21 protein-coding genes are annotated in these 24,105 nt (G+C 60.3%); 12 read left to right on the top strand and 9 right to left on the bottom strand.

Translation table 11 applies throughout. The features are described 5' to 3' along the window. Position 1: 1 nt before the first annotated feature. Positions 2-2,296: a heavy metal translocating P-type ATPase gene (locus BCF11_RS03760; protein WP_098493552.1), complete on the top strand. Its 2,295-nt coding sequence runs from the start codon at positions 2-4 to the stop codon at positions 2,294-2,296. 39 nt (positions 2,297-2,335) lie between these two features. Here the strand turns inward: BCF11_RS03760 and BCF11_RS03755 are convergent, their stop codons facing one another. Beyond that, a complete protein-coding gene (locus BCF11_RS03755) occupies positions 2,336-3,949 on the bottom strand; it encodes a bifunctional protein tyrosine phosphatase family protein/NAD(P)/FAD-dependent oxidoreductase (protein WP_233212353.1) in 1,614 nt (537 codons plus the stop codon). 386 nt (positions 3,950-4,335) lie between these two features. On the opposite strand from BCF11_RS03755, the gene BCF11_RS03750 reads away from it, so the two are divergent. Next, positions 4,336-5,205: an MBL fold metallo-hydrolase gene (locus BCF11_RS03750; RefSeq protein ID WP_098493550.1), complete on the top strand. Its 870-nt coding sequence runs from the start codon at positions 4,336-4,338 to the stop codon at positions 5,203-5,205. Positions 5,206-5,210: 5 nt separating this feature from the next. On the opposite strand, the gene BCF11_RS03745 is transcribed toward BCF11_RS03750, so the two are convergent. The 5 genes from BCF11_RS03745 to BCF11_RS03725 all read right to left on the bottom strand — a co-directional run bounded on the left by BCF11_RS03745 (position 5,211) and on the right by BCF11_RS03725 (position 8,728). Beyond that, complete coding sequence (locus BCF11_RS03745; RefSeq protein ID WP_098493549.1) at positions 5,211-5,813, bottom strand: DUF924 family protein; 603 nt, start codon at positions 5,811-5,813, stop codon at positions 5,211-5,213. 78 nt (positions 5,814-5,891) lie between these two features. Next, complete coding sequence (locus tag BCF11_RS03740) at positions 5,892-6,122, bottom strand: RNA-binding S4 domain-containing protein (protein WP_098493548.1); 231 nt, start codon at positions 6,120-6,122, stop codon at positions 5,892-5,894. Between the two features lie 30 nt (positions 6,123-6,152). Beyond that, positions 6,153-6,440, bottom strand: a complete 288-nt coding sequence (locus BCF11_RS03735; RefSeq protein WP_098493547.1) for a hypothetical protein — start codon at positions 6,438-6,440, stop codon at positions 6,153-6,155. Between the two features lie 168 nt (positions 6,441-6,608). After that, entirely contained in the window at positions 6,609-7,496 is an 888-nt protein-coding gene (locus tag BCF11_RS03730) for a neutral zinc metallopeptidase (RefSeq protein WP_098493546.1), read from the bottom strand. Between the two features lie 113 nt (positions 7,497-7,609). Next, entirely contained in the window at positions 7,610-8,728 is a 1,119-nt protein-coding gene (locus BCF11_RS03725; protein WP_098493545.1) for an SDR family oxidoreductase, read from the bottom strand. 515 nt (positions 8,729-9,243) lie between these two features. Here BCF11_RS03725 and BCF11_RS03720 point away from each other — a divergent pair. The 4 genes from BCF11_RS03720 (at position 9,244) to BCF11_RS03705 (ending at position 13,360) form a co-directional block, all read left to right on the top strand. Further along, a complete protein-coding gene (locus tag BCF11_RS03720; protein ID WP_098493544.1) occupies positions 9,244-11,742 on the top strand; it encodes an acyl-CoA dehydrogenase in 2,499 nt (832 codons plus the stop codon). A 41-nt stretch (positions 11,743-11,783) separates the two neighbouring features. Beyond that, positions 11,784-12,320, top strand: a complete 537-nt coding sequence (gene speG / locus BCF11_RS03715) for a spermidine N1-acetyltransferase (RefSeq protein WP_098493543.1) — start codon at positions 11,784-11,786, stop codon at positions 12,318-12,320. Positions 12,321-12,442: 122 nt separating this feature from the next. Further along, on the top strand, positions 12,443-13,012 hold the full coding sequence (locus tag BCF11_RS03710) for a PadR family transcriptional regulator (RefSeq protein WP_098493542.1): 570 nt from the start codon (positions 12,443-12,445) through the stop codon (positions 13,010-13,012). 21 nt (positions 13,013-13,033) lie between these two features. Then, positions 13,034-13,360: a DUF3861 domain-containing protein gene (locus BCF11_RS03705; protein WP_098493541.1), complete on the top strand. Its 327-nt coding sequence runs from the start codon at positions 13,034-13,036 to the stop codon at positions 13,358-13,360. A gap of 155 nt (positions 13,361-13,515) precedes the next feature. Here BCF11_RS03705 and sbcB read toward each other — a convergent pair whose 3' ends face one another. After that, positions 13,516-14,949, bottom strand: coding sequence for an exodeoxyribonuclease I (gene sbcB / locus BCF11_RS03700; RefSeq protein WP_098493540.1), 1,434 nt, complete (start codon positions 14,947-14,949; stop codon positions 13,516-13,518). Positions 14,950-15,298: 349 nt separating this feature from the next. On the opposite strand from sbcB, the gene BCF11_RS28265 reads away from it, so the two are divergent. Further along, positions 15,299-15,472, top strand: a complete 174-nt coding sequence (locus BCF11_RS28265) for a DUF3563 family protein (RefSeq protein WP_231880138.1) — start codon at positions 15,299-15,301, stop codon at positions 15,470-15,472. A 229-nt stretch (positions 15,473-15,701) separates the two neighbouring features. Here the strand turns inward: BCF11_RS28265 and BCF11_RS03690 are convergent, their stop codons facing one another. Continuing rightward, positions 15,702-16,004, bottom strand: coding sequence for an antibiotic biosynthesis monooxygenase (locus BCF11_RS03690; protein WP_098493538.1), 303 nt, complete (start codon positions 16,002-16,004; stop codon positions 15,702-15,704). Positions 16,005-16,152: 148 nt separating this feature from the next. Between BCF11_RS03690 and BCF11_RS03685 the strand changes: the two genes are divergently transcribed. Together BCF11_RS03685 and BCF11_RS03680 are read left to right on the top strand one after the other, a co-directional pair. After that, on the top strand, positions 16,153-16,671 hold the full coding sequence (locus BCF11_RS03685; protein WP_098493537.1) for a DUF1269 domain-containing protein: 519 nt from the start codon (positions 16,153-16,155) through the stop codon (positions 16,669-16,671). Positions 16,672-16,905: 234 nt separating this feature from the next. Then, a complete protein-coding gene (locus BCF11_RS03680; RefSeq protein WP_098493536.1) occupies positions 16,906-18,201 on the top strand; it encodes a solute carrier family 23 protein in 1,296 nt (431 codons plus the stop codon). A gap of 74 nt (positions 18,202-18,275) precedes the next feature. Here the strand turns inward: BCF11_RS03680 and BCF11_RS03675 are convergent, their stop codons facing one another. Then, complete coding sequence (locus tag BCF11_RS03675; RefSeq protein ID WP_098493535.1) at positions 18,276-19,859, bottom strand: BCCT family transporter; 1,584 nt, start codon at positions 19,857-19,859, stop codon at positions 18,276-18,278. Positions 19,860-20,133: 274 nt separating this feature from the next. On the opposite strand from BCF11_RS03675, the gene betI reads away from it, so the two are divergent. Genes betI through betA form a run of 3 tightly spaced genes read left to right on the top strand, consistent with a single transcriptional unit; the run spans position 20,134 to position 23,972 of the window. Continuing rightward, the gene (gene betI, locus BCF11_RS03670) at positions 20,134-20,727 is read left to right on the top strand and encodes a transcriptional regulator BetI (protein ID WP_098493534.1); all 594 of its coding nucleotides are present in this window, start codon (positions 20,134-20,136) and stop codon (positions 20,725-20,727) included. Positions 20,728-20,768: 41 nt separating this feature from the next. Beyond that, on the top strand, positions 20,769-22,241 hold the full coding sequence (betB, locus tag BCF11_RS03665; protein ID WP_098493533.1) for a betaine-aldehyde dehydrogenase: 1,473 nt from the start codon (positions 20,769-20,771) through the stop codon (positions 22,239-22,241). 60 nt (positions 22,242-22,301) lie between these two features. Further along, a complete protein-coding gene (betA, locus tag BCF11_RS03660) occupies positions 22,302-23,972 on the top strand; it encodes a choline dehydrogenase (RefSeq protein WP_098493532.1) in 1,671 nt (556 codons plus the stop codon). Positions 23,973-24,105: the final 133 nt, after the last annotated feature.

The raw sequence follows: 24,105 nt of genomic DNA, 5'->3' as shown, positions 1-24,105 counted from the left end.
CATGGCCAGTTGCCAGCATGAACATAGCGATCGTCCCCACGATCATCATGACCATCACGGTCACCAGCATGACCACGCGCGCAGCCATGAACATGCACAGGCGGATGCTGGCCCGGCTGCCAGCCGCCCGGTCCTGGCAGCCGGCGCGCACGAGGCGGTGTTCCTGATCCAGAAGATGGATTGCCCGACGGAGGAAAAGCTGATCCGCGACCGCTTCAGGCAGATGGCCGGCATTGAGGCCATGCAGTTCAACCTGATCCAGCGCGAGCTGACAGTCCAGCATCGCCTGTCCTCTGTCGATACGATCGTCGCCACCCTTAAGGCGCTGGATATGGAACCGGCGCTTAAATCGGATACGCTGACCGGCGCCGTCGGCCTCACCGAAGGCCTGGGCGACGGCGCGTTCAAGATATCGCGCAAGAAATGGCTGCTGATGGCGATCTCCGGGATCACTGCGGTCGGCGCCGAAGTAGTGGTCTGGAGCGGCGGCCAGGACAGCTCGTGGCTGGTGATCGGCCTGGCGCTGGCCGCCATCCTGACTGGCGGCCTGGATACCCTGAAGAAGGGCTGGATCGCGTTGCGCAATTTCTCGCTCAACATGAATTTCCTGATGTCGCTGGCGGTGATCGGCGCGGCCATCATCGGCCAGTGGCCGGAAGCGGCGGTGGTGATTTTCCTGTTCGCGCTGGCGGAAATGATCGAAGCGCTGTCGCTGGACCGCGCCCGCAACGCCATCAAGGGTTTGATGGCGATGGCGCCGGACTTGGCGACGGTGCAAGGCGCCGACGGCGAATGGCGCGAAACGGTTACCGGCGAGGTGAAGCTGGCGGCCCTGATCCGCGTCAAGCCGGGCGCGCGCGTGCCGCTCGATGGCCTGGTGACGGAAGGGCAGACCACCATCAACCAGGCGGCCATCACCGGCGAAAGCATGCCGGTCGCCAAGCAGGCCGGCGACCAGGTGTTTGCCGGCACCATCAACGAGCGCGGCTCGTTCGTCTACCGGGTCACCGCGCTGCAGGCCAATTCGACGCTTGCGCGCATCATCAAGAGCGTGCAGCAGGCGCAAGGCGAACGCGCCCCGACCCAGCGCTTCGTCGACCAGTTCGCCCGCTATTACATTCCGGTCGTGGTGCTGGCGGCGATCCTGGTGGCGACCTTGCCGCCGCTGCTGATGGGCGCGGCTTTCTATCCATGGCTTTACAAGGCGCTGGTGCTGCTGGTGATTGCCTGTCCCTGCGCGCTGGTGATTTCGACGCCGGTGACGGTGGTCAGCGGGCTGGCGGCTGCGGCCAAGCACGGGATACTGATCAAGGGCGGGGTCTACCTGGAAATGGGACGCAAGATCAAGGCGCTGGCGCTGGACAAGACCGGCACCCTGACCCTGGGCAAGCCGCGCGTCACGGATGTGCAGCTGGTGCAGCCTGTAGCTGACGCCGACGGCCGCCTGCTGCGCCAGTTGCAGCATCAGGCGGCAAGTCTGGCGGGCCGCTCCGACCATCCGGTATCGACGGCGGTGGTGGCGCATTGGCAAGCGGCCGAGAGCCTGCTTGAGGTCAGCGCCTTTGAAGCGCTGACCGGCCGTGGTGTGCAGGGCAAGATCGGCGGCGAACAGCTTTACCTGGGTAATCACCGGCTGGTGCATGAGATGAACATCTGCAGCCCGGCGCTGGAGGCGCGCTTGTCGGCGCTGGAGAGCGAAGGCAAGACCACGGTGGTGCTGTGCTCGGCCTCGCAGCCTCTGCTGATACTGGCGGTGGCCGATACAGTGCGTGATACTGCGCCGCAAGCCGTGGCCGCACTGCGCGCGATCGGCGTGGAAGCGGTGATGCTGACCGGCGACAATGCACACACCGCGCAAGCCATCGCGGCCCAGGTCGGCATCGGCGATGCTCGCGGCGACCAGCTACCGCAGGACAAGCTGGAAGCGATCAATGATTTGCGCGCCCGCTACGCCTGTGTCGGCATGGTGGGCGACGGCATCAACGATGCGCCGGCGCTAGCGCAAGCCAATATCGGCTTTGCCATGGGCGCGGCCGGCAGCGACACGGCGCTGGAAACCGCCGACGTGGCGCTGATGGACGACGATCTGCGCAAAATCCCGGACTTCATCCGCCTGAGCAAAAAGACTTACGCAGTGCTGATGCAAAACATCACGCTGGCGCTCGGCATCAAGGCCATTTTCCTGGTGCTGGCGCTGAGCGGCGAAGCGACGCTATGGATGGCGGTGTTCGCCGACATGGGCGCCAGCCTGTTGGTGGTGTTCAACGGCTTGCGGCTGCTGCGGGCGCTGCGCTAAGATTACGTTGGCATGCGTAGTGGCGGAAGAATACCGGCGCTACGGATATTCTTTGGCAACCGAGGATTTGGTGAGCCACTCCCGGCCTTTCAGCATCAGGGTCCAGTAGACCCAGGGCAGCACCGTGGTTTTCAGGAACCAGTTGCTGCGGCGGGCAATGGTCGGATCGAGCGGGAAGGTCGGCAGCAGTTTGCCGCCATAGCCGAATTCGGCCAGTATCACTTTGCCTTTTTCCACCGTAAGCGGACAGGCGCCATAGCCGTCATAGCGTGCGCTCAGAGGCTGGCCTGCGCAAGCCGCCAGCAGGTTGGCGGCCACTACCACGGCTTGCTTGCGGATGGCGGCGACCGTTTTTGCATTGCCGGTGGAGCTGATGTCGCCGAGCGCAAAGACATTACGGTAACGGACATGGCGCAGCGTTGCCGGATCGACTTCGCACCAGCCGTCGAGATTGGCCAGCGGGCTGTTGCGGACGGCGTCGGGCGCCACCTGCGGCGGCACCACATGCAGCATGTCGAAGGATTTTTCCTGGCGCACGATATTGCCGGCGCGGTCCTTGACATCGAACCAGGCCAGCTTGCGGTCGCCATCGACCTTGACCAGATTCGACTCGAATGCCAGCTGCGCCTGGTATTTTTTGACGTAGGACATCAGCGGCGGCACAAACGCAGGAACCCCGAACAAGGCGACGCCGGCGATATTGAATTCAACCGCAATCTTGTTGAGCACGCCTTTGCGCAGCCAGTGGTCGCATGACAGGTACATGGCTTTTTGCGGGGCGCCGGCGCACTTGATCGGCATGGCTGGCTGGCAGAACAGTGCCTTGCCTTGTTTTAACTGCGACACCAGCTGCCATGTATACGGCGCCAGCTCGTAGCGGTAGTTGGAAGTGACGCCGTTGCGGCCGAGGGTCTGCTCCAGGCCCTCTATCTTTTCCCAGGCCAGGCGCAGGCCGGGGCAGACAATCAATTGCTGATAGGCGATCAGGCTGCCGTCGTCGAGCCGGACGCGATTATGGTCCGGCAGGAATTCCGCCACCGACCGCTGCAGCCATTGCACGCGCTCCGGCATCACCGAGGCCATCGGCCGTACCGTCTTTTTCTGCGCGTAGGCGCCGCCGCCAACCAGGGTCCAGGCCGGCTGGTAGTAGTGCTGGCTGGCGGGGTCGATCATGGCGATCTGCATATTCGGTGCGCGCCGCAGCAAGCTGGCGGCGACGGCAATGCCGGCAGCGCCGGCGCCTACGATCACGACTTCAAATTGCCTGGGCCTGTCGTCCGCTGTTCCGGCCTGAAGTGCGGGAGTGACTATCTCGGCCGCATTCGCCAGGCGGAAGATGTTGGTGGAGCGGTTGCCGGTGCGGCAATAAGCCAGGATAGGGGGCGGCATGCTGACCAGCAGCCGGCGCAAGGCGGCGCCATGTTCTTTGCTGAGATGGGTGGCGTCTGCCGGCAAATAGCTGAAGGCCAGTCCGAGTTTTTCAGAGGCGGCCGCCAGTTCGCCGCTGGGGACATGACGGCCGCCGTCTTCGGCATCGGGCCGATTGCAGATCACGGACCGGTAGCCGGCCGCTGCGATCTCGCTCAAGTCTTCCTTGCCGATTTGACCGGTAGTTGAAAATAACTCGCTATGCTTGATGATATTAAGATTCATAGGTGCTGCTTCCATCGTGACGGGTGAATGGCGCTGCTTCTCTGCTCATTATTTGACTGGCTGGTTTCTTTACTCGCGTGGCCAGCGGCTCAGATATCGATATGCACCAGTATCGCCACAGGTCGCAAATGTTTAAGATGGCGAGACAAATGCGCACAGATGGAATGACCGGGGCCAGGCATGCTCTGCGGTTTACCAATGCGTTTAACAATTTGCGATCATTTTGCGACTGGCCGCGTTATATCGACTGTTCCAGTGAAGTATTGTGCTAATTGCTAGATTGTTACTTATTTAATTGTTAATAATATAGAGGTGGATTAAGTATTTGTCAATGTTATATATTTTTATATATAGTTACCTATTGTTAAGTTTAAGGATGTGATTTGATGCCTAGTCCTCAGGTAGAAGTGATTTTTGATCAGGGTACTGCCACGTTTACTTATGTTGTGTACGAGAAGGCGGGCAGCGAATGCGCGATCGTCGATTCAGTGCTCGATTACGATCCGGTGGCAGGCCATACCTCGACCGCGGCTGCCGACCGCGTGATTGAATTCGTGCGCGCCAAGAATCTGAAAGTGCAATGGCTGCTGGAAACCCATGCCCACGCCGACCACATTTCCGCGGCCCCCTATCTGCGCCGGCAATTGGGCGGCGCCATCGCGATCGGTGACCAGATCCGAGTGGTGCAGGGGGTATTCAAGAAGGTCTTCAACCTGCAGTCGGAATTCCTGCTGGACGGCGCCCAGTTTGACCATCTGTTTGCGGCCGACGAGATTTTCCATATCGGCAATTTGCGCGCACAGGCGCTGCATGTGCCCGGCCATACGCCGGCCGACATGGCTTATCTGGTGGAGCAGGAAGTGGCGTTTGTCGGCGATACCTTGTTCATGCCGGACCTCGGTTCGGCGCGCTGCGATTTTCCTGGCGGCAGCGCCAGCAGCCTGTATCGCTCGGTCAGCAAGCTATTGCAGCTACCGCCGGCGACCCGGCTGTTCGTCTGCCACGACTATCCGCCGGAGGGGCGGGCGCCGGCCTGTGAGGCCACGGTCGCCGAGCAGCGTGCAAAGAATATCCACGTCGGCGATGGCATCAGCGAAAGCGAATTCATCGCCATGCGTACCAGGCGCGATGCCTGCCTGGGTTTGCCGACCCTGATGCTGCCGTCGATCCAGCTGAATATCTGCGCCGGGGTATTGCCGGCGCCGGAAGAGAACGGTGTCAGCTATCTGAAGATTCCCTTGAATGTCGCCTTGTAAGGCTCTTAGAAAGAGGATCCAGGCTGTTGCAGGAATGCCAGTTCCTGCGCCGTCGAGGGCCGCTGCAGGATGCGGTTGCGATGCGGGAAGCGGCCGAAGCGGGCGATGATGTCGCGGTGCCGGACCGCAAACGAGAGGTAGCCGGCAAAGCATTCCTTGTGACTGGCGGGGACTTGCTCGACCAGCGCGGCGGCAAGCGCCACCGCCTGCTCCTGGTCGGCCAGCAGTTCTGAATGGGTCAGCGGCAAATGCAGGAAACTGCGTTCGATCGGGCGCAAGGCGTTATAGAAGCCGGGCTGCAGGCCAAGCCGGCAAAAACCGCGCGCCTGCTCATCGAAAGCAAACGAGCGCGGCGTCTCGCGATACATATTGCGCGGGAACTGATCGCTCAGCAGCACCAGCGCGAGTACGCCGTGCGGTGTTGTTTCCCAGTCGGACAACTGCTTGTTTTCAACTGCCAGCAGTACGCTTTCAAAGCGTTCTCTGATCTGCTGGTCGATGGCCGGGTTCTTGCTCCACCACAGGGCCGATTGCTGGCTGGAAGTGGCGGCGTCATCCGGATTGTCGCCAAACCAGAATTGCCTGATCGTCAGAACATCTTCTGCCATTTTGTCTTCCCCTCGATACTTGCGCTTGCTTATCTTGCCGGGTTTTCCCTGCATCGTTGCGATGCCGGGAAATGCCGATCAGTTTGTCCCGCGCCGCGGCAGCACGTAGATCAGAAGATCGCCGATGGTGACCTTTTGGCCGGCCACGATCTTGCAGGTCTTGCGCAGCTCGACCTTGCCGTCGACCGACACCACGCCGCTGGCGACCAGTGCCTTGCCGGCGCCACCGCTGTCGCAGACGCCGGTCAGCTTGAGCAATTGATTGAGTTCGACATAATCGCTGTTGAGGCGTAATTCCAGTTGTTGCATAGTATTCCGATGATGGTAGTGATGAAAAAATTAAAGACTGGCGCTCTTTTGCAGCGCCAGCTGCGCCTGATCGAGCCAGGCGCCCAGATGATCGAGCAGGTCTTGCCGGCTGTACGAACAGCTTTCTTCCGAGAACAGGCTTGCGGCTTCCAGCCGGCCGAGGAAATTTTCCGCCACCTCGGCAAAACGCGGCGGCAGCGCCGACAGCAGGGCGGTCTGCGCGCGCCAGGTTCGGGCCAGGGAGGCGATTCCCGAGGGAGCGCCTGGCATCGTAGCGAGGGCGGTGCGCAGTAATTGAATGGTTTCTTGATGTGACATGCTTGATGAGTCGCGATGAATGTTTGAGGGGGCGCGCTTGGCCTCAGGGCTTAGCGGCTGGTCCCGGCCAGCCCATCTGGTTTTGACAGCTTGCCGCCCTGTCTTGACACGGTTGCGTTGCGGAGCGCTTGCGCAAGCCGGGCATGCCGGCTTGCCATGTGTCGTCAATTAAAGCGTCTTCACTTCAAAGGTATTGCAGGATTTGACTTCGCCGCTGCTGACGCCCTGCTTGAACCAGCGCACCCGTTGCGCCGAGGTGCCGTGGGTGAACGAGTCCGGCACGACATAACCCTGTTCCTGTTTTTGTAGGGCGTCGTCGCCGATGGCGGTGGCCGCGTTCAGCGCGCCTTCGACATCGCCTTGTTCCAGGATGCTGCGCGCCTGGTTGGCATGGAAGGCCCAGACCCCGGCCAGGCAATCGGCTTGCAGCTCCAACCGTACCGACATGGCGTTGGCCTGGGCCTTCGACATTTGCCGTTCGGCGCCGTTGACCTTGTCCATGATGCCCATCAGGTTCTGTACATGGTGGCCGACTTCATGGGCGATCACGTAAGCTTGGGCGAATTCGCCGGAGACATGGAAGCGCTGCTGCATCAGCTGGTAGAAGCTGAGGTCGATGTAGACCTTGCGGTCGCCCGGGCAGTAGAACGGTCCGGAGGCGGTCTGGCCGGTGCCGCACGCAGTCTGGGTGGCGCCCGAAAACAAGACCAGCTTTGGCGGCGGATAAGTTTTGCCGTTGGCGCGGAAAATCTGGGTCCAGACATCTTCGGTGTCTGCCAGCACGGTCTTGACGAACTTGGTCTGACGGTCTTCCGGCTGGTTGGCGCGCTTAGGCGCAGGCGCTTGCTGGGATTGCGGCTGGCTGACCGGACCGCCGCCGCTCAGCAGGCTGATGACGGTGGTCGGGCTGATGCCGAAGAAGTATGAGGCGACCAGGGCAATCGCAATGGTCCCGAGGCCTATCGAGCGGCCGCCAAATCCACCGCCACCGCCGCCGCCGTCATCGCCGCGGCGGTCTTCGACGTTGTCACTTTCCCGATTGCCTTCCCATTTCATGGTCGTTACCCCTGTTGATTTTGTTGTCCGCGAGGAGCCAATTCTAACGGAAAGCAGTGCTAATTAGGGGCAAGCGATGAATGCAAAAGATATGTGGGGCCCGATGGCGAAGACTATTTAAAGTCCCATTTCATTTGTTCTGCTATCGGGATGTGCTTTGCCGACTCGACGCACAGCGGGATGTAGTCGGTAAACAGCGGTGCAGGGCGGATGCCTTCTGCCAGCAGGTTGCTGTTGTCGAACACATAATTCAGGCCGGCGAATGCGCCATACAATTTGAGCGCGCGCAGCAACAGGCGGTCATTGCATTCCGGCACGCATTCGCGCATGCGCGGCAGCAGGGTGGCGATGGCGTCCGGCGTGATCTGCTTGTAGGTGGCGCCGATAGGTTCGATGCCGCGTGCCGCCGCCAATGCCAGGTCGATTTCGCGGAACGATACGCAGGAACCCTGGCCAGCCGAGATATGGAATACATTGTGCGTCAGGGTTTCCTTTTGCGCCAGGTCGATGATCGCTTGCGCGCACCAGTCCACCGGCACCACGTCCACTTTTTCATCGAGGGCGGTGGTCAGCGCGCCCAGCAGCTGCCACACCATGAAGACCCAGAAAATGCTTTGCGACGGCGCGCAGCCGAGCCGGGTGTGGCCAACGATGATCGATGGCCGCACGTAGATCACCGGCAGGTCGGGATAGGTGTCGCGCAGTTTCTTTTCACCCATGGCCTTGGAGCGGGTATACGCCACCAGGTGTTCGTCGCCCAGCGGCAGGTCGATTCTTTCCTTGACCACGGCATTGATGCCGGCGCCTTCGCCGCAGGCCATGGCGGTGCCGATGTACATGAAGCGTTTCAGGGCAGGGCGGCGGTGCATCAGCTTGCCCAGCGCCAGGGTGCCATCGACGTTGATCTTTTCCAGCGAAGGATGATTCGAGAAAGTCGCCAGTGCCGCCGAATGGACGACCACCGATACCTGGTCCAAGCGCGGATCGCCGGCGACGCTGTCGAGCTCCGACAAGTCCGAGCAGAGGATTTGTTCGACGCCGATCTGTGCGATGTCGGCTGCGCTGGCGCCCAGCAATTGCAGGTTCTTGATTACCCGGGCGTGCGCTGCCTCAGGGGTGTCCGCGCGAGCCAGCAACAACAGATTTTTGCCCAGCCCTCGGTGGATTGCCTCGACAGCGTTTGCGCCACCTAGAAAGCCGGTCGCGCCGGTCATCAAAATTAAATTATTCATTAACGGCGTGTGCTCTTGTAACTGGTCTGATACGGGTTGGTGACTCGCCTGCGGGCGGGCTGGCTACGGGGTACGCATTGCAATATGGGCCGAGCGCTCAGGCTAGGAATTGGTTTTACTAGGTTTTCCCATAACAATGCGTAACTATACGGAGGTCTAACGCGCGATTGTATAGTATGGTTGACAAATGGATACAAAGATTTACAAAGGGTTGCATGTTGTTGATTCCATATCTTTTCAATTGTTCCCTCAAGCGCTGCATAGAATAAGCTAACTTGTTGTTGTTTAACATTTAAATTTGCTGTTCGTGAACTTTTCGTGTCCAAAAAGTGACCAAAGGATAAAGAATTACCTTATTTCTTTAACTGGGCCATGGTTTTTCCGGGCAATGCCTTTGTGTACTCATTATGCGCCCATCTACATTCAGTCACGTCCTGTCTTCCTGACCGCGTTCCGCTTGGCGGCGGTCATGCGCAAGATTCGCCGCACGAACAACAGTCAAATTGGGAGCAAGCATGTTCTATTGGATCGCAGCGCTGCTTATCGGCGCTTTGGCATTGATGCAGTTGCGCGTCAGCGCCTGGGTTTGGCTGGGCGCCATGCTGCTGTGGATAGCGGGCGGTTTCCGGCTGGCCGGCATCGGCGCGCTGGCGGCCATATTGCTGTTGCTGCTGTTGGTGATCCCAACCTTGATCGTAGCCATCCGGCCGCTGCGTTACCGCCTGCTGAGCGGGCCGCTGCTGCAGATGTTCCAGCGCATCCTGCCGCGCATGTCGCAGACCGAACGCGACGCCATCGAGGCCGGCACCACCTGGTGGGATGCCGAACTGTTTTCCGGCAAGCCGACATGGGATAAATTGCTGCAGCTGGCGCCGCCCAGGCTGACGTTGGAGGAGCAGGATTTTCTCGATAATGAAGTCGAGCAGCTGTGCGGCTTGGTCAGCGACTGGGACAGCACCGAAATCTGGCAAGACCTGTCGCCGCAGGCCTGGCAATTCGTCAAGGACAAAGGCTTTCTCGGCATGATCATTCCGAAGCAATACGGCGGCAAGGAATTCTCCGCCTACATGCATTCGCAGGTGATCATGAAGCTATCCTCGCATTGTTCCGCGGCGGCGATTTCAGTGATGGTGCCAAATTCGCTGGGACCGGCCGAGCTGCTTCTGCATTACGGCACCGAAGTGCAGAAGGACTATTTCCTGCCGCGTCTCGCTGCCGGTGAGGAAATCCCGTGCTTTGCGCTGACCAGTCCTTACGCCGGTTCCGATGCGGCCTCGATTCCGGACGTCGGCGTGGTGTGCGTGGGCGAATACGACGGCCAGGAAATGCTGGGCTTCCGTCTCACCTGGGACAAGCGCTACATCACCCTGGGTCCGGTGGCGACCGTGCTGGGGCTGGCGTTCCAGGTGCAGGATCCGGATCATCTGCTGGCCGCGGGAGACAGTAGTGCGGCAGTGGATCTTGGCATCACCTGCGCCTTGATTCCCACCAGTCATCCCGGCGTGGTCACCGGCCGCCGCCATTGGCCGCTGAACGCGGTGTTCCAGAACGGTCCGACTTCTGGCAAGGACGTGTTCATTCCGCTGGACTGGGTGATCGGCGGCCGCGAACAGATCGGCAAAGGCTGGCGCATGCTGATGGAATGCCTGGCGGCAGGCCGCGCCATTTCCTTGCCGTCCTCCACTGTCGGCTTTTCCAAGCTGGCGGTGCGTGGCACCAGCGCTTATGCGGCGATACGCAATCAGTTCAGGATCCCGATCGGCAAGTTCGAAGGCATCCACGAAATGCTGGCGCGCATGGGCGGCAACCTGTACCTGATGGATGCGGTGCGGCGGCTGTCGGCGCTGGCGGTGGATGCCGGTGAAAAGCCATCGGTGATTTCCGCGATCTCGAAATACCATGTCACCGAACGCGGCCGCATCCTGGTCAATGCCGGCATGGATGTATTGGGCGGCAAGGGCGTCTGCATGGGACCGAACAATTTCCTGGCGCGCAGCTACCAGCAGATGCCGATCGCCATCACGGTCGAAGGCGCCAACATCCTGACGCGTTGCCTGATCATCTTCGGCCAAGGCGCGATCCGCTGCCATCCTTATGTGCTGAAGGAAATGGCGGCGGCGGGCGAGGCCGACCAGCAAAAGGCGCTGGCCGATTTCGACCAGGCATTCTTCGGCCATATCAGTTTCGTCTTCGCCAATTTTTCGCGGACTCTGGTGGCCGGCCTGTCGGGCGGCAGTTTCCCGGCGGCGCCGAGCGCGGCGCCGTCCGAGCTGCGCCATTTTTACCGCGCGGTCAACCGCATGTCGGCCGCGTTCGCCCTGCTGAGCGACAAGTCGATGTTCGTTTTCGGTGGTTCGCTCAAGTTCCGCGAACGGATTTCCGGACGCCTGGGCGATATCCTGTCGCAGCTCTACCTGATCTCCAGCGTGCTCAAGCGTTATGAGGACGATGGCCGTCCGCAGGAAGATCTGCCCTTTGTGCATTGGGCGATCCAGGACGCCCTGCACCAGGCGCAGGAAGCTTATCTGGGCGTGCTCGATAATTTTCCGAACCGGCTGCTGGCGGTTTTGCTGCGGGCCATCGTGTTCCCTTTCGGCCGGCCTTACGACAAGCCCTCCGATGCGCTCGACAGCGCAGTGGCGAAAGCCATGCAAACCAATGGCGCCAGCCGCGACCGCCTGGTCGGAGGAATCTTCATGCCCAGCGCCGAGCAGTCGCCGCAAGCTTTTGGCGAACTGGCGTTCCAGCTGATTCCACAAGTGAATGCGATCGAAGCGCGGCTCAAGCCCTCGTTCAAGGCCGGCACCCTGGCGCCGATGCCGCAAAGCCTGATCGAGATGCAAGGCTGGATCATCACGGTGGCGGCCACTGGCGCGATCACCGAAGAAGAACAGCAGGTGCTGCAGGATTTCGCCCGTTATGGCGACATCAGTGTGCAGGTGGACGACTTTCCGCAAGACTTCAACCGGCTTGAGTCGATGCAGGCAGGCCGCAATAATTCAAACCGTCAATAACGATAATCGATAATTTTGGCAACAAACAAGAAAGACGTTTTATGACTACCCTCGTGCAACCGGGCCTTAAATTGCGCCCCTTGGAACGCAACGATCTGCACTTTGTGCATCAGCTCGACAATAACAGCCACATCATGCGCTACTGGTTCGAAGAGCCATACGAAGCTTATGTTGAACTGACGCAACTATATGACCAGCACGTACACGACCAGAGCGAGCGCCGCTTTATCCTTGAAAGCGATAACGGCGAGATGGTGGGACTGGTCGAACTGGTCGAGATCACCCACATCCACCGCCGCGCCGAATTCCAGATCATCGTGGCGCCGAGCGCCCAGGGCCGGGGCTATGCCGAACGCGCCACACGGCTGGCGATCGAGTACGCGTTTTGCGTGCTCAACCTGTACAAGCTGTATCTATATGTGGACAAGGAAAACCACAAGGCGATCCATATTTACCAGAAGTGCGGATTTGAGCTGGAAAGCGAATTGAAGAGCGAGTTTTTCATCAATGGCGTGTATCGCGATGCGATCCGCATGTGCATGTTCCAGCCGGAATACCTGGCCAAGCGCCAGCGCTGATGCTGTTTTTCTGGTTTGCCGGCTTGGGCTTGATCGGATTCGCAAAAAAACATAACTCAATCTTGACTTAGTAGTTTCTAAGATATATCTTATTATCTCATTCAACGAGATAAGGAAGAACCATGTTTGGTCATCGAAGAGGCTGCGACCACAGCCGTATGCATCAAGGTCATGAAAGGCAACATCGGGGCGGCGGCTTGTTTGAGCGCGGCGGCCGGCGTGAAGGCGGCCGTGGCGGCCGCATGTTCGAGCAAGGCAGCCTGCGGCTGGTGATACTCAATCTGTTGCAGGAAAAGCCACGCCACGGCTACGAAGTCATCAAGGCGATCGAAGAACTGGTCGGTGGCGATTACAGCCCGAGCCCCGGCGTGATCTATCCCACCCTGACCCTGCTGGAAGAGCTGGGCTATGCAGCTATCGAAGCAGAAGCGGGCGGCAAGAAATTGTATCGCCTGACGCCTGAAGGTGCGGCCTTCCTGGCAGCCAACAGCGAAGCCTTGAACTTGGCGCTGCAACGGCTGGAAGCCGCGCAACGCGCATCCGGCAGTTCGGCGCCTGAATTGAAGCGCGCTATCCAGAACTTCAGGATGGCGATACACACCCGGCTGGAAAAAGGCGAACTCACGCAAGAACAGATCCACGCCATCGTCGATGCCATCGACCTGGCTGCGGTGAAGATTGAGCGCGCCTGAGATTGGCAAGAAGGAGTCGCCATGCGTGAACACCGCTACCGCATTACCCTGGAACACCTGGCCACGCCGAAGCAGGGCGAGCCGGCCCATGCTGCCATCCATTTTGAAAGCGGCAACCACGACGATCTGTTTGCGATTATCGGCAAGGTGCGCACCAGAGACCAGTTTGACGAGGATACCGCCGCGTCGCTGGCGCTGGGTTTGAAATTGTTTACCGAAGTCATGCTGAAAAACCGCAGCGATCCGCTGTTCACCGAGATTCAGCAGCCGATGCGCGATTTCATCCAGAAATTGAAAGCGCGGCCGCAGGCAGGAGAACCTGAAACGGCGCCAGCGTCGGAAACCTAGAATTAAAGCAGGGATTGCCCCGGCGGGACGCCGTCCGGGTAATGTACAAGGAGCGGGGCCAGGATAATTTTCGTCTGAACAGGCGAAAATTATCCTGGCCCCGCTTTGTTGTGCGTCGTTTTCATCGCGCCGGCGGCACACTGCCGGTAGTGCTGCTATGCGCGCGCCGGCGCAATCATCTCGGCATATTCGTAGAGCGTTCCGAGGATTTCTTCGCCGCGCTCGTCGGCGCTCTCCGACAGATTGTCGATTTCTTCAAACAGCATGTCGACCGTACGCGCCTTGCCTTCGCCGTCGAACAGGCGCGCCGCGCGATGCTCTTCCCAGCGCTCCTGATCGGCCGGGGCCAGGGTGTCGGGAAAGTTGCGGGCGCGGTAGCGGAAGGTCAGTTCTTCCAGCCGCTGGTCGTCGAAACTGATGTGCGCCGCCGCCAGCTTTTGCGGCGTCATGGCGCGCAGCTCGTTCAGCTTGCGCCTGTCGTTATTGCCGACAAAGCCGCCGTACAAGTCCTCGTCGACATCGCTCGCGCCTTCGTCCGAACGCTGAAACACCTGGCGCCACAAGCCGCTCAGGTCGGGCGCCTGCGCCGCGATTTCCGCGTGTTTCAGAGCCTGAGGAATATCGATGCCCCAGTGCGCCGCCATGTCGGCCGACAGGGTTTGCAGCTTGTTGATCACCATTGGCGATTTATTCAGGTGCACCGATTTCAAGGGCAGCCGCGTGACGCCTTCCGGCAGGTCGGCCGATTTACTGAACAGGCGGGTGCGCACGGTGTCGGCGTCGAGAGCAAACAGTTCGCTCGGATCGTAGGCCAGGTCCCAGGCCAGTATTTCATTCTTGTTGGTCGGATGCACGCCGAGCGGCCACATGACGGCGAGGCAGCCGTGCTCGGCCGGGAACATGCCGGAAATATGCAGGAAGGGGCGCGGCGTCGGCAGGCCGATTTCAGCGCCGGCGCGGTCTTTCTTGTGCAGCGCCAGGCAGAAGTCGAACAGCTTCGGCTGGTGCTGCCGGATCAGGCGCGCCAGGGCGATCGTCGCCCGCACGTCGGACAGCGCGTCATGCGCCGCTTCGTGGCTAAGGCCGTTGGCCTTGGTCAGCAGTTCGAGGCGGAAACTGGGTCGTCCTTCGTCATTGATGGGCCACTGGATGCCGTCCGGCCGCAGCGCATAGGCGGTGCGCACCACATCCAGGATGTCCCAGCGGCCGCATTGGTTTTGCCATTCGCGCGCATAGGGATCGATCAGGTTGCGCCAGAACAGGAAGCGCGTGACTTCATCGTCGAAGCGGATGGTGTTGTAGCCGACGCCGATGGTGCCGGGTTCGGAAAACGCTTTCTCAATCCGGGCGGCGAACTGGTGCTCTGGAATGCCATGCTGCAGGCAGTGCTGCGGCGTGATGCCAGTGATCAGGCAAGACTGCGGATCCGGCAGGAAGTCGTTTGCCGGTTGGCAATACAGCATGATCGGTTCGCCGATTTCATTCAGCTCGGCGTCGGTGCGGATCGCCGCAAACTGGGCCGGGCGATCGCGGCGCGGCTGCACGCCGAAGGTTTCGTAGTCGTGCCAGAGGAAGGTGTGGGTAGACATCGGGCTAAGCAGGTAAGGAAGGTGCTGCAGTTTACAGGCATCTTTCCATGCCTGTATAGCAGTTTTACAACACATTAAGACAAATCCTAGTAGCCGCCAGAAAACCGCGTGTAGCCCCTTAAATTCACAAAACTGATAACTGCTATTGGCAATCGAAATTGGATAATTAATGGGGAAACGCTATTCTGATTGTGCGACGCAACAATTGGCTTGCGGTGAACGCAAAACGAAAGAGGAATTCATCATGTCTACAATGACAATCAGCAACAATTCTAGTATTGCCCGTCCAGCACCACGTGCGGCCGCAGTTACCCGTCCTGCAGCGCCAGCCGTGCAAAGCGCCAGCTCGCTGAGCAAGGTCGCCGCATTCTTCAAGCGTCTCGGTACCGCCTACGAGCGTTCGGAAGCTGCGCGCAAGGAAGCCTACCTGGCAGAAGCCGTCGATCTGTACGACCTGGAATACCGCATGCAACGCCTGGACCGTGAAAGCGCCCAGACTGCAGCATGGATCAAGGGTTTCTAAGGCCGCATGGCAGTGTGAAGTCAAGCTTGGGCGTTATTGCCGGAATTGCCGGCAATTGATAGGCAGCTGCAGTCGTTTGCACTGAGTAGTATAGCTTTAGCAGTAGTTTCAACATCTCGTAGTACATCGTCGCTGCGTAGCAGTCGGGCATCCCGTCGGCATTAGCCGTCAGATCGGGTTGCCCTGCTGCTCACACAGTGCACGTCTTCTTACTTTCCCCGACTTGCAATTAATGCGATTCTGTCAAGAGCGTAAAGTGCTCGACGGTCGGCGCCACGGCAAAAAACGGCCCTACCAGCGCCCGCCAGTCGGTAAATGCCGGCGATTCGCGGAAATCCACGGTGTGGTTTTCCAGGGTTTGCCAGAGAATGGTCAGGACATAGCGCTCCGGCGATTCAATTCCCTTGTGCACCTTGTAACCGGCAAAGCCCTTGGCCTTACTGATGATTTGCTCGACTCCGCGCTGGATCGCGGCGTCGAATTCCTGTTGCTTGCCCGGCTGGATGCGGATATCGGCTAATTCGAGGATCATGGGGTTTCTATCGTGATTGGTTGGCTGAGTGGCGATTGTCGCATTTTTCCCTGTTTGGGGCAGGCCAGGGCCGCGGCCGTCAATCAGACTTTGTGGATTCCATCCCGATTGACTATGCTGAAGGCATAACCAGTCATAGGAGACCATCATGTTGGGCAGACAAAGGCTTTACTTCATGTTGCCGGATGTTCCCAGTGCGCGCGGTATGCTGGACGAATTGTTGCTGGCGCGGGTAGGGATCCGGCATATCCACTTCTGGGCGGCCGACGGCAAATTGCCGGCCGATATGCCGGAAGCCAACGTGTTGCATAAAACCGACCTGGCCAACGGCGCGGAAGTTGGCTTGCTGGCCGGCGGCGTGATCGGTCTGCTGTTGGGTATGTGGCTGGTGTATTTCCCGCCCGAGTGGGTGCATCTGAACTGGCTGGCGCTGGTTGCGCTGACCCTGGCCGGCGCGGTGCTGGGCAGCTGGATGTCAGGCATGGCGGCGGCCGCCTTGCCGAACTCGCGCCTGAAAGCCTTCCATGCCGGCATCGAAGAAGGCAAGATCCTGCTGCTGGTCGACGTCCCGTTCAAGCGCGTGCCGGAAATCGAGGAACTGCTTGAAAAACGCCATCCGGAAGCATCCTTTGCCGGCGTCGAAAAACATATTCCGGTTTTTCCATAACTTAGCTGAACTGGCGATGCAAAGGCACCGTGCCGCTGGCCGGTGCTTTTTTTATGTCGGCTACCTCAATATAGTCCTGCTTTCTGCCTAATTTCCCCTGATCGCGATTGTTATTTTATGGCCGCCTTCGTACACTAGCTTCCGGTTAAAAACAAAATCAATCACACGATACAGTCGTGCTGCGCCAGTCCGCAGGCGGCGGCATTTGACTGATCGGAACTCAGGGAGGAACTCATGGCAGGATCTTATTTTCCCACGTGGCGTTTGCGCGCCAGCACGGCGGATGAAAAAGGGCAGGTCATCGCCGCCGATGAACGCTTGCCTTGGGCGCAGACTTTTGCCATGGGCGTGCAGCACGTGGTGGCGATGTTCGGTTCGACCGTGCTGGCGCCGCTGCTGATGGGTTTCGATCCCAACCTGGCGATTTTCATGTCGGGCATCGGCACCTTGCTGTTCTTCGTACTGGTGGGCGGCCGGGTGCCGAGCTACCTCGGCTCCAGTTTTTCCTTCATCGGCCTGGTGATCGCCGTCAGCGCGTATGGCGGACATGGCTTGAACGCCAATCTCGGCGTGGCGCTGGGCGGCATCATTGCCTGTGGCGTGCTGTATGCGCTGATCGGCTTGCTGGTGATGGCGATCGGCACGCGCTGGATCGAAACCCTGATGCCGCCGGTAGTCACCGGCGCGGTGGTGGCGGTGATCGGGCTGAACCTGGCGCCGATCGCGGTCAAGGGCGTCAGCGGCAACAATTTCGATGCCTGGATGGCCCTCGGCACGGTACTGTGCGTCGGCATGGTCGCCGTATTTGCACGCGGCATGCTGCAGCGCCTGCTGATCCTGGTCGGCCTCATGCTGGCTTATGTTATCTATGCCGCGCTGACCAACGGCGCCGGCCTTGGCAAGCCGATTGACTTTGCGGTGGTCGCCAACGCCGCCTGGTTCGGCATTCCGCATTTCTCGGCGCCGGTATTCAAGGCCGACGCCATGGCCTTGCTGGCGCCTATCGCGATCATCCTGGTGGCGGAAAACCTCGGTCATATCAAGGCGGTGGCCGCCATGACCGGGCAGAACCTGGACAAATACATGGGCCGCGCCTTCGTCGGCGACGGCCTGGCGACCATCGTCTCGGGTAGCGTCGGCGGCACCGGTGTTACCACTTATGCGGAAAACATCGGCGTGATGGCGGTCACCAAGATCTATTCGACGCTGGTGTTCGTGGTGGCGGCCTGCCTGGCGATCATCCTGGGCTTCTCGCCGAAATTCGGCGCCGTGATCCAGACCATTCCCGGTGCGGTGCTGGGAGGCGTCTCGATCGTGGTGTTTGGCCTGATCGCGGTGTCGGGTGCACGGATCTGGGTGGAGAACAAGGTGGATTTTTCCGATAACCGCAACCTGATCGTGGCGGCAGTGACGCTGGTGCTGGGCGCCGGCGACTTTACCCTGAAGCTTGGGCAGTTCTCGCTGGGCGGTATCGGCACCGCGACTTTTGGGGCGATCATCTTGCACGCTCTGCTACGGAAGAAGTCTTGAGGCGAAAGTTCGATTTCATTTGCTTGTAAAAAAAGCTGCGCATTGCGCAGCTTTTTTTACGGCTAAGCATGTGGCTATGCTTGCCTGACTATCTTTGCCGTGGCCGCAGGAGCAACCGCGGGTTTGAATTCCATCCGCAGACTCTTCAGCAGGCACACCATATACAGCACCAGCACCAGCGAAAACGGCAGGGAAGCCAGCACGATGGTGGTCTGGATGGAACTGATGTTGTCCGCGAACATCAGGCCCACCGTCACCGCCATGATCAGCGCCGACCAGAAAATGCGCAGCCAGTGCGGCGCGTCGCCTTCGTTGCCATTGCTGCTGTCGCGGATCGACAGGTTGGCCAGCATCACGGCGCCGGAGTCGGCCGGCGTCAGGAACAGCACGAAGCCGACGAAAATCGCCACGCCCGACATGGCCGTGCCAAACGGATAGTGCGCCAGCAGTTTGTACATGGTCATGGCCGGCTGCTGCAGCGCGCTCTGGCTCAGCTCGGCGGCGCCGTGGTTGATCAGCAGGTCGAGCGCACTGTTGCCGAACACCGACAGCCATACCAGGGTGAAGGCCAGCGGCAGCAGCAGTACGCCGGTCACTACTTCGCGGATGGTGCGGCCGCGCGAGATGCGGGCGATGAACAGGCCGACGAACGGCGCCCAGGAAATCCACCAAGCCCAGTAGAACAGGGTCCATTTGCCGAGCCAGTCGCTGGGGCGGTCATAGGCATACAAATCGAAAGTCTTGCCGACGAAATTGCTGACGTAGTCGCCCAGGTTCTGGATCAGGGCGTTCAGCAGGTGCAGGGTTGGGCCCATCGTCAGGGCAAAGATCAGCAGGCTGGCAAACAGCACTACATTCAGGTTCGACAGGCGGCGTATCCCTGTCTCGATCCCTGAAATGGCCGCCAGCGTGGCGACGATGGTCATCACGATGATTACTGCCAGCAGCGTGCTATGACTGTTTGGCAAGCCGAACAGATGTTCCAGGCCGGCGCTGATCTGCAGCGAGCCGATGCCGAGGTTGCTGACCAGCCCCAGCACCGTCACCACGATGCCGAAGCAATCCACCGCATGGCCGGCGGCGCCATGCACCCGTTCGCCCAGCAAGGGATACAGAGCAGTGCGCAAAGCCAGCGGCTGCTTGTGGCGATACGCAAAATATCCCAGCGCCACCGCGATCAAAGCGTAGATGGCCCAGCCGTGCAGGCCCCAGTGCAGGAAGGTCAGGGTCATCGCCTGGCTGGCGGCTGCCGGCGTCGCGGCCGCGCCCTGAGGCGGATACAGGTAATGCGTTATCGGTTCCGAAGCGCCGAAGTAGAGCAGCGAAATCCCGATCCCGGAGGAGAACAGCATGCCGGTCCAGGCGCCGTAGCTGAAGGCCGGTTGTTCGTCATCCGCCCCCAGCTTTATCTTGCCGTAGGGCGAGGCCGCCAGCCAGACGATGAAGCCGAGGTAGGCGGCGACCACCAGCATGTAATACCAGCCGAAACTGTTGGCCAGCACCACCTGGGCTTGCGACAGCCAGCTGGTCGACGCTTGCGGGAAAGCGATGATGACGATGGTGAAGGCGATGATCAGCAGCGCCGAGGAAAAGAATACCGGGCGGTTGAGCCCGATCTTGGCCGGCGGGCTGCCGGCGATGGTAGTCGCCGCGCTCATAGGCATTGCCCGCGGCTTGTTGGCATGGCTGGTTGGCGTCTCGCTGCATCCATGTTTGCTTGTCGTTGCATTTGAATAAACCTCATTCCGATTCTGTTGCCGGGCATGGATATTGTTTCCAAAAGAAATATTGTGTTGTCACTGACATCACAATGAGAGCCTAAACTTAAATTGATTGAACGTCCAATCAATTTAAATTATACTGATTTCACGCAGCGGATAGGGCCGCTTTCCGCGAACGCAATGGGAGAGTGAGTTGAGAAAAAGAAACGAGATGCTGCCGCTGCGCCGCAAGCAGCTGATCCAGGCGACGCTGGAAGTGATCGACCGGGTCGGTCTGGCGGACGCCACGATTGCCTTGATCGCCAGGCAGGCGGGCTTGTCGACCGGCATCATCAGTCATTATTTCGGCGACAAAAGCGGTTTGCTGGAAGCCACCATGCGCCAGATCCTGCACGACCTGAGCGCGGATACCCGGCGCCGCCGCAACGAGCTGACGACAGACAGCGCCGCCGCCCATCTGCGCGCCATCGTCGACGCCAATTTCAACGACAGCCAGGTGAGCGGGCCGGTGATGAAAACCTGGCTGGCGTTCTGGTCTTCCAGCATGCACCAGGAATCGCTGCGCCGGCTGCAGCATGTGAACGACCAGCGCCTGCGTTCCAACCTGTGCTGCCAGTTTCAGCGCGAACTGCCGCTGACAGAGGCACGCCAGGCTGCGCGCGGGCTGGCCGCCATGATCGACGGACTATGGCTGCGCGGCTCCTTGTCCGGCGCGGCTTTCGATGCTGATGCGGCCCGGCAGCTGGCCTACGAATATCTGGATTACCAACTGGCAAAGAGCACCGGCGCTAAAGCTGCGGCCTGATCTTTGACCTATCTGACAGCAACCCATTGAGGAGAATCTGCATGCCTGTTTTCAAGCAACAACAACTTTACATCGGCGGCCGCCGTGTCGACGCCAGCGGCAGCGCTACCTTCCAGACTATCAATCCTGCCAACGGCGAAGTGCTGGCGGAAGTCCAGCGCGCCACCAAGGAAGACGTCGACCGCGCTGTCGCCAGCGCAAAGCAAGGCCAGCGCATCTGGGCCGCGCAAACCGCGATGCAGCGTTCGCGCGTGCTGCGCCGTGCAGTAGCCATCCTGCGTGAACGCAATGACGAACTGGCTGAGCTGGAAACCCTGGATACCGGCAAGGCGCTGTCGGAAACCCGCGCGGTCGATATCGTCACCGGCGCCGACGTGCTCGAATACTACGCCGGCCTGGCGCCGTCTATCGAAGGTACGCAAATCCCGCTGCGCGAAAGTTCGTTTGTCTATACCCGCCGTGAACCGCTGGGCGTGGTGGCCGGCATCGGCGCCTGGAATTATCCGATCCAGATCGCCCTGTGGAAATCGGCGCCAGCGCTAGCGGCAGGCAATGCCATGATTTTCAAGCCGAGCGAAGTGACGCCGTTGAGCACGCTCAAGCTGGCTGAAATCTACACCGAAGCGGGCCTGCCGGACGGCGTCTTCAATGTCCTGACCGGCAGCGGCCGCGAAGTTGGCACCTGGCTGACCGAGCATGCCGGCATCGAAAAAATTTCCTTCACCGGCGGCACCGCCACCGGCAAGAAGGTGATGGCCAGCGCTTCCAGCTCGACCCTGAAGGAAGTGACGATGGAACTGGGCGGCAAGTCGCCGCTGATCGTGTTTGCCGATGCCGACCTGGAGCGTGCCGCTGACGTCGCCGTCATGGCCAATTTCTACAGCTCCGGCCAGGTCTGTACCAACGGCACGCGGGTCTTCGTGCACAGCTCGATCAAGCAGGCGTTCGAAGCCAAGGTGCTGGAACGGGTGGCGCGCATCCGTCTCGGCATGCCGCTCGACGCCAGTACCAACTTCGGTCCGCTGGTCAGCTTCCCGCACATGGACAGCGTGCTGTCCTACATCGAATCCGGCATCGCCCAAGGCGCGCGCCTGCTGAGCGGCGGCAAGCGCGAAGTCAGCGGCGCCTTTGCCCGGGGCGCGTTCGTGCAGCCGACTGTCTTCACCGACTGCCGCGACGACATGAAGATCGTGCGCGAAGAAATCTTCGGCCCGGTCATGTGCATCCTCGGCTTCGAGGAAGAAGATGAAGTGGTACGCCGCGCCAACGATACGGAATATGGCCTGGCGGCCGGCCTGATGACTGAAAACCTGAGCCGTGCCCACCGCGTGATCCATCAGCTGGAGGCCGGTATCTGCTGGATCAACACCTGGGGCGAATCGGCGGCGGAAATGCCGGTGGGCGGCTACAAGCAATCCGGCGTCGGCCGTGAAAACGGCCTGACCACGCTGGAGCATTACACCCGCATCAAATCGATCCAGGTGGAACTGGGCGCCTATACCTCGGTGTTTTAGAATAAACCGTCGCGTTTCATCACCCTGCCGCGCGAGCGGCAGCGGCCAGCAAGGAGCATCATGCAACAAGCAAAAGAATACGACTACATCATCATCGGCGCCGGCTCGGCCGGCAATGTACTGGCGACCCGCCTGACGGAAGACGCCGGCACCACCGTGCTGCTGCTGGAAGCCGGCGGTCCCGACTACCGTTTCGATTTCCGCACCCAGATGCCGGCGGCGCTGGCGTTTCCGCTGCAAGGGCGGCGCTATAACTGGGCCTATGAAACCGATCCGGAACCGCACATGAACGGCCGCCGCATGGAGTGCGGCCGCGGCAAGGGCCTGGGCGGTTCCTCGCTGATCAACGGCATGTGCTATATCCGCGGCAATGCGCTGGACTACGATCACTGGGCCAGGCGCGAAGGCCTGGAAAACTGGTCTTACCTGGATTGCCTGCCTTACTTCAAGAAGGCCGAGACGCGCGACATCGGCGGCAACGATTACCACGGCGGCGACGGTCCGGTCAGCGTCACCACGCCGAAGAGCGGCAACAATGTGCTCTACCATGCGATGGTGGAAGCCGGCGTGCAGGCAGGCTATCCGCGCACCGACGATCTCAACGGCTACCAGCAGGAAGGCTTCGGCCCGATGGACCGCACCACCACGCCGCATGGACGGCGCGCCAGCACCGCGCGTGGCTACCTCGACCAGGCGCGGGCACGGCCGAACCTGACCATCGTCACCCATGCCTTGACCGACCGCATTCTGTTCTCCGGCAAGCGCGCCGTCGGCGTCGCCTGGCTGCACAACGAGCAGCCGCAAACGGCGCAGGCCCGGCGCGAAGTGTTGCTGTGCTCGGGTGCGATTGCTTCGCCGCAGATCCTGCAGCGTTCCGGCGTCGGCCCGGCGGCGCTGCTGCGCCAGCATGACATTCCCGTGGTGCTGGACCTGCCCGGGGTTGGTGCCAACCTGCAGGACCACCTGGAAATCTATCAGCAATACGAATGCAAGCAGCCGGTATCGCTGGCGCCTGCGCTCAAGCCATGGAACCAGCCGCAGATCGGCGCTGAATGGCTATTGATGGGCAAAGGCATCGGCGCCAGCAACCAGTTCGAAGCTGGCGGCTTCATCCGCAGCGACGACAGCTTCGAGTGGCCGAATATCCAGTATCACTTCCTGCCGGTGGCGATCAATTACAACGGCAGCAATCCGATCAAGGTGCACAGCTTCCAGGCGCACATGGGATCGATGCGTTCGCCCAGCCGCGGCCGCATCCATCTGCGTTCCAAGGATCCGCGCCAGCATCCGAGCATCCTGTTCAACTACATGTCGACCGAGCAGGATTGGCAGGAATTCCGCAACGGCATCCGCATCACGCGCGAGATCATCGCCCAGCAAGCCTTGTCCGCCTACGCCGGCCGTGAAATCTCCCCGGGCGTGCAGGTACAGACAGATGCCGAACTGGACGCCTTCGTGCGCCAGCATGCGGAAACCGCTTTCCATCCGTCCTGCTCCAACGCCATGGGCTACGACGAGATGGCGGTAGTGGACAACCAGGGACGGGTACATGGCCTGGATGGCTTACGGGTGGTGGATGCTTCCATTATGCCGCTGATCACCACCGGCAACCTGAATGCGCCGACCATCATGATCGCCGAAAAAATCGCCGATCAGATCCGCGGCCGCAGTCCCTTGCCGCGGGTGGAAGTGCCGTATTACGTCGCCGGCAGCAATCCGGCCAGGAAATAAGCGGCGCGCTCGGTTTTTTCTCCGGCGCGACACCTTGCCGACGCAAGGTGATAAAACTGCAACCTGGTTTTCGTCGCGCTAACACACGAAGCTAACTGGGGTCAGAGTGAACTTTCTGCGCGGTTTTTGCAGA

Source organism: Collimonas sp. PA-H2 (genome assembly GCF_002564105.1).
Classification (GTDB): Bacteria; Pseudomonadota; Gammaproteobacteria; order Burkholderiales; family Burkholderiaceae_D; genus Collimonas.
Note: the sequence above shows the minus strand (reverse complement) of the source record. Positions and strands in the feature narration are given on the sequence as shown.